Source organism: Fusibacter sp., from assembly GCF_057447755.1.
In genome coordinates this window covers 1-6,043 of record NZ_JBVBZF010000220.1, presented here as the reverse complement: position 1 = coordinate 6,043, position 6,043 = coordinate 1, and the positions used below count along the sequence as shown (strand labels likewise).

Here is a 6,043-nt window from a genome sequence, read left to right as displayed (position 1 = left end):
TTCAAGGAGTCCGATGACTTGGTCTCCACATAAACCCTTAAGGCTTCATGTGACGCCTCCAGATTGTTTTCCACATCATCAAAGATCAGTGAAAACTTGAACATTTCATTGATTTCATCAAAGAGCATACTGGAATTGTAGGAAATATAAATGCTGATCATGCCACTCATGAGCATCACAAGGGTAAAGTAAACCATCATTTTTTTACGTATACTGTCTAGTTTCAAGCCTTTCATTTAATATCCTCTATCTTCATGTAGGTTTCTAAATTTTCCTTAGTAATCACTTCTACCTGTAAGTCCACATAATCCACTGTGATCATTTCATCTGTTTCTTTTTCAAGTATTCTCACCAAAGAGCCCAGGGCCATTCGCCCCATTTTTTCGGGATTTCGGAACAGGGTACCATAAATGACACCCTTATCGATATAATCAGCAATTTGGGCGGTAAAACCCGTTCCGACCACAGTCACACGTCCAACCTTGTTGAGGTCAATGACCACCTGGCTCACCCCAATGGTGTCCACTTCGTTGGTACAGACAATGCCCGATATATCGTCTTTTCCCAGAAAGAGGTCTGCCGCTATCCCCTCTGCACTTAGAAGCGTAGGCTCAGACTTCTTGACGATGACTGTAGAGGTCCGGTGGAGGGTTTCAAACACATCCATAAAGCCAAGCGTCTGAAGCTTGCTGGTGGTATCCTCACTAGATGACGCCGCAGACTGGGTGATAAAGACAACCTTACCAAAGTCCGGATTGGATTTGTGGTAAAGGGTTGCGGCGTCAATGCCCATATCAAAGGGATTGATCCCGATAAAAGAATCTCTGATTGCCGTATGCTCATCGGAATATACCAAGACAAGGGGTATTCCAGCGGCCTTCACCCCATTGAGGGCATCTACAAATTCTGAATCGTGTATGCCTTGTGTGATGATGCCATCAACCCCTGCAGTGATAAGAAGTTTAATCATCTCTGTGCCCTCTTCCACCGTTTTCACCGTAAAAAATTCTACGTCAACACGATTTTCATTTGCCTGTGTCTGAATGCCGGCTTCTAGTTTGTCTAGAAAATGGGTTTCATTGCCGATTAACACAGTGGCGATATGTTTACTGGACTTTTGCAAAAAATTGATTCGGTTTTTACTTTGATTGATTGTATTTGAATAAAAAAAGGATAAGGAAAAGGTGATGATAAAAATTAGACTCGTCACGATGATAATCCCTTTTAATAATATGCGGTTTAAAGAATTCATATTGCCCCCTGAAAACTCAAAGTTCTGTGATTTTTGTATCGCAAAGCCTTCTATCTACAATTATATACGAGGTCACACCTCATCAGTATAGCATTTTATTAAGATTAATTATTTCTAGAGTCCTAATTTAGTGCTTTTTTAAAAGGAGAGTGGGTAAATATTAAAGATAGGAGTGGTTGTCTAGGATATTATGCCAAATTGGGAAGTGGTAAAAATGCTAAGAAACAAAAAAAGTCGATCTCAAATGAATTTTTTTATTGTAATCATCGTGACTTTCATTATGGTCATTTTTTTGACGTCTGTCATTACACTCTACAATTTGGATCACATGCTGGATAAAACGGCAATCACCTTTACAAAGTCTTCAAGTGAAACGGTTGAGTCTAAAACCATTGGTTACTTAAAGCCCATAGAACTCTTGAATACGATTATCTATGACATCAATCTCGTGGATCAAGACTTTTTAGAGGATGTGCCACAACTCAATTTAATTGGTATAAGCTTACTCAATGCCTATCCTCAATTGCAGGCTTTCATCATCGGCAATCAAGCTGGCGAATTTTATATGCTCAGACTCGAGCCAGATGGCACATTCTTGCAAAGACTCATCAATCCCAACTTGGACCACGGTAAAACAATCGACACCACCTATTCTCATGATTTTGAAAAACTCACCGAAAAAATTTCAGATACAGTCGATTTTGACCCTCGTATCAGACCATGGTATGTCGGTGCCAAAGAAGTATCCAACAGCTACTGGACTGATTTATATCAGTTTCACACAACTGGTATGCCCGGCATTACCATCAGTCATGCCTATTATGACGATCAAAATAACTTTGCTGGTACTTTTGGGTTTGACATCAATATTTATCAGCTCAGTCAATTCCTTAAAAGCATGGAATTTGGCACTAAGGGGCAACTGGTATTGGTCAATCAATCCAACAAGATTATTGCCTATAGCCATCCTGAACTGATTTTCAACACAGATGCAGAAATGAAAATCATAGATGTGGATTACTTTGATAGACCTGAAATCACATACACCTTAAATCATACATCCCCAGATAAGCCTATTGTTATCTTTAAACTCAATGGCGAGGAATATGTTGGCATGTTGCGGCACTTAAATCGAGATTTAGACACCTTCTGGAAAATCGTGCTTGTGATTCCTACCAGTGAGTTCCTAGAGCCTTATCGCGTTACCAGCAACTTTATGATTGCCATCACCCTGATGATTATGATCTTAATCGCCTTGTTGATTTTCTACCGTTTTAAGGAGCTCAAATCCAGTGCTAAACTTATGCACTTTGCAAATCATGATCCACTGACTTCACTTTATAACCGCAATTACTTTAATCAGCGCTATAACACCTCACTCGGCAAATCCTATTCACTTATTATTTCAGACATTGATCACTTTAAGAAAGTCAATGATACCTATGGTCATAATGTTGGTGATCTTATTTTAAAAGAAATTGCCAACCTGTTTAGATCCCATCTTGAAAGTCATCAAGTGGCCTTCAGATGGGGGGGCGAGGAATTTTTAATTCTCCTTGAAAACGAATCCCTAGAGGCGGCTGTTGCACTGGCAGAAACCCTAAGACTTGCCCTTGAGCAAAAGACCTTTGAGATTAACAATCTCAAACTCACCGTAACCATGAGCTTTGGCGTTTCAGAACAATTCCAAGAATATTCCTTCCAAGAAATCGTACAAATAGCAGACATGAACCTTTATAAGGCCAAAGAATCAGGTCGCAACAAAGTCATCTATTAAATATCATCGCCTCACCTATTAAAACATGCTAAAATAGACATATAGCATGTTTTTTTTGAGGTGAAATCATGGAATTTGAAAATATTGAACATCGAAAGGGCTTGCCCTACAAACTTTTTTTAGTGAGTATCGGACACCGGTCTCATCACTTCCATTCTGATCTTGAGGTGATTTTTGTCATTCAAGGCAAGATACAGGTTCAGATTGGTCAGACTTCATATGAGATTCACCAGAACGAATTTTGTCTAATCAACCCCTATGAGATTCACAGTATTACAGACCTATCTCAAGATCAGAATATCTTGTTGATTATACAGCTGACCACCTCTGCCATTGCCCTCAAGCAAAACTTCATGTCCAAGCTCAAATTTCATACGGTAAAAATAGAAAAGCGTCAACTTGAGCTGCGAAACCTCATGTTCAAAATGTACGTGGAGAGCTTCAATGAACAAATTTATTCCGACTATCTTTTGAACGCCTATATTCTTGAGTTTGCCGCTTTACTCCTAAAACATCTGCCCTATGAGGTCTTGGAGACTTCCAGTCAATCGACGCGAACGGATGCTTTTAAGCGCCTCAAATACGTCATTGACTATGTAGAAGCCCATTTTAATGAAAAAATAAGCCTAGACCAACTGGCAAATGACTTACACATCAGTAAGTACCATCTTTCGCATTTCATCAAGCAACATATGGGAATCAGCTTTCAGGAATACCTTAATGCCGTAAGACTCACCCATGCCATCACTCGGCTTTTAAGTACGGATATGAGCATCCTTGACATTGCACTTGAATCAGGGTTTTCAGATCAAAAGTACTTAAATGCACTGGTTCGAAAGCGTTATGGCTTCACTGCCAAAACTTTGAGACGGGAGTCTCACAAGCTCGTATTTTCCATACCCAATGCCCCAGTAGGGTCGATCCACCTACCCTTTGATCAAGCACAAGTTCTAAAAAAAATATCCGCAACATTGTCATGAAATTCCCACAAGATTGTTACCGATTTGTCTCATTAGACCTCCTATAATTAAAGTATCAAATGATTATAGGAGGTTTTTCATGTCTTATTTTAACACAATCGACAAAATCCCTTTCGAAGGGCGTTATTCTAAAAATCCATTAGCTTTTAAATATTATGATGCAGAACAAGTGGTCGCAGGCAAGCCTATGAAGGAACATTTAAGATTTGCACTTAGCTACTGGCACACCCTTACTGGTGAAGGTGCTGATATGTTTGGGCAAGGTACATTTGAACGTCCTTGGGATAAATTAGAAGGGCTTGAGCTCTCTAAAGCAAGAGCAAGTGCCGCATTTGAGCTCATGAGCAAATTAGGTATCGAATACTTCTGTTTCCATGACCTTGACATTGCACCAGAAGGTAATTCGCTTGAAGAAAAATTTGCAAACCTTGACGTGATCGTGGATCACATTGAAGGTTTAATGAAAGAAACAGGCATCAAGCTCCTTTGGGGGACTACAAACGCATTTACACACCCAAGATTTGTACATGGTGCTGCAACTTCATGTAACGCTGATGTATTTGCTTTTGCTGCTGCTCAAGTTAAAAAAGCAATGGATATCACTTTAAGACTCGGCGGCGAAAACTATGTATTCTGGGGTGGTCGTGAAGGTTATGAATCACTATTAAATACAGATATGGCACTTGAAAATGACAACTATGCACGTTTCTTGCAAATGGCTGTAGACTATAAAAAGAAAATCGGTTTTAAAGGTCAGTTGTTAATCGAACCAAAACCAAAAGAGCCAACTAAACATCAATATGATTTTGATACGGCTACTGTTCTTGGCTTCCTAAGAAAATACAACTTACAAGATGATTTCAAACTCAACATCGAAGCAAATCATGCAACACTTGCTGGTCACACATTCGAGCACGAACTCAACTTATGTAGAATCAACGGCGTTCTTGGCAGCATCGATGCCAACCAAGGCGATGAGCATTTAGGATGGGATACAGATCAATTCCCAACTAATATCTACAGTGCAACTTACTGTATGCTTGAAGTGCTTAAAAACGGCGGTATTGCACCAGGTGGCTTGAACTTTGACTCTAAGCTTAGAAGAGGGTCTTTTGAACTTGAAGATTTATTTATCGGCTACATTGTTGGTATGGATTCATTTGCAAAAGGTCTTTTAGTAGCAGACAAACTCATTACTGAAGGTACGCTTGATGCATTTGTAAGCAAAAGATATGAAAGCTACAATTCAGGTATTGGACAAAAAATCATTTCAGGTGAAGTGGATTTTGATGGTCTTACTGAATATGCCCTTAACAATAAAAACCTTGAAAACAAATCTGCTAAGCAAGAATGGTTAGAGTCTGTTGTTAATGATGCCATCTTCAACGCGTAGCTAGGAGGTCTTATGATCTTTTTAGGAATAGATCTGGGAACATCATCTGTAAAGGTAATTGCAATTAATGAAGCAGGCCTCCTCCTCGGAGAAGGCTATGCTGAATATCCAATTGCTTATCCAAAACCAGGCTGGGCTGAGCAAAACCCTGAAGACTGGTGGCAAGGTACCTGTAGTGCGATTCATGCCCTAATAAAGAATAACGACCTCTCACCAAGTTCTATCACGAGCATTGGCTTCAGTGGTCAAATGCATGGCCTTGTTGCCCTTGATGAAAACAACCAAGTCCTCACGCCTGCCCTTTTATGGTGTGATCAGAGAACACAGGTTGAATGCGATGAGATTACGGCGCATTTTGGATTAGACGGCCTCGCTGAAACGGTTTCTAATCAAGCCTTAACGGGTTTCACTGCCCCAAAAATTCTATGGCTCAAGAAACATAAGCCTGAAATTTTTAAGCAAATTAAGCACATATTACTGCCAAAGGACTATATTAGGTTTAAACTCACTGGCAATTATGCCACTGATTATTCAGATGCCTCTGGCATGCTCCTTTTGGATATTCAAAATAAAAAATGGTCTAAACCACTTTGTGACTTTGTTGGTATCACAGAGGATATGCTTCCAAAGCTCTATGAATC

The 6,043-nt window shown here is 39.7% G+C and carries 6 protein-coding genes; 4 read left to right on the top strand and 2 right to left on the bottom strand.

What is annotated here, in order from left to right:
- The coding region (locus AC220I_RS16940) for a hypothetical protein (protein ID WP_486725047.1) at nucleotides 1-236 on the bottom strand (236 nt) is incomplete at its 3' end.
- The gene (locus AC220I_RS16935) at nucleotides 233-1,252 is read right to left on the bottom strand and encodes a sugar ABC transporter substrate-binding protein (RefSeq protein ID WP_486725046.1); all 1,020 of its coding nucleotides are present in this window, start codon (nucleotides 1,250-1,252) and stop codon (nucleotides 233-235) included. The genes AC220I_RS16940 and AC220I_RS16935, both read right to left, overlap by 4 nt.
- Nucleotides 1,253-1,466: 214 nt before the next feature.
- Here AC220I_RS16935 and AC220I_RS16930 point away from each other — a divergent pair, with 214 nt between their 5' ends.
- From AC220I_RS16930 to AC220I_RS16915, 4 genes are all read left to right on the top strand, one after another.
- Entirely contained in the window at nucleotides 1,467-3,029 is a 1,563-nt protein-coding gene (locus AC220I_RS16930; protein WP_486725045.1) for a sensor domain-containing diguanylate cyclase, read from the top strand.
- A gap of 68 nt (nucleotides 3,030-3,097) precedes the next feature.
- Nucleotides 3,098-4,009, top strand: a complete 912-nt coding sequence (locus AC220I_RS16925; protein ID WP_486725044.1) for an AraC family transcriptional regulator — start codon at nucleotides 3,098-3,100, stop codon at nucleotides 4,007-4,009.
- Nucleotides 4,010-4,088: 79 nt separating this feature from the next.
- Nucleotides 4,089-5,402, top strand: a complete 1,314-nt coding sequence (gene xylA, locus AC220I_RS16920) for a xylose isomerase (protein WP_486725043.1) — start codon at nucleotides 4,089-4,091, stop codon at nucleotides 5,400-5,402.
- A gap of 12 nt (nucleotides 5,403-5,414) precedes the next feature.
- Nucleotides 5,415-6,043 (top strand): FGGY family carbohydrate kinase (locus AC220I_RS16915; protein ID WP_486725042.1); only part of this gene is annotated, 629 nt, incomplete at its 3' end.

What these genes read in the sequence shown, in the direction of transcription:
- AC220I_RS16935 (WP_486725046.1), bottom strand. Translation starts at nt 1,252, where the DNA reads ATGAATTCTTTAAACCGCATATTATTAAAAGGGATTATCATCGTGACG.
- AC220I_RS16930 (WP_486725045.1), top strand. Translation starts at nt 1,467, where the DNA reads ATGCTAAGAAACAAAAAAAGTCGATCTCAAATGAATTTTTTTATTGTA.
- AC220I_RS16925 (WP_486725044.1), top strand. Translation starts at nt 3,098, where the DNA reads ATGGAATTTGAAAATATTGAACATCGAAAGGGCTTGCCCTACAAACTT.
- xylA (WP_486725043.1), top strand. Translation starts at nt 4,089, where the DNA reads ATGTCTTATTTTAACACAATCGACAAAATCCCTTTCGAAGGGCGTTAT.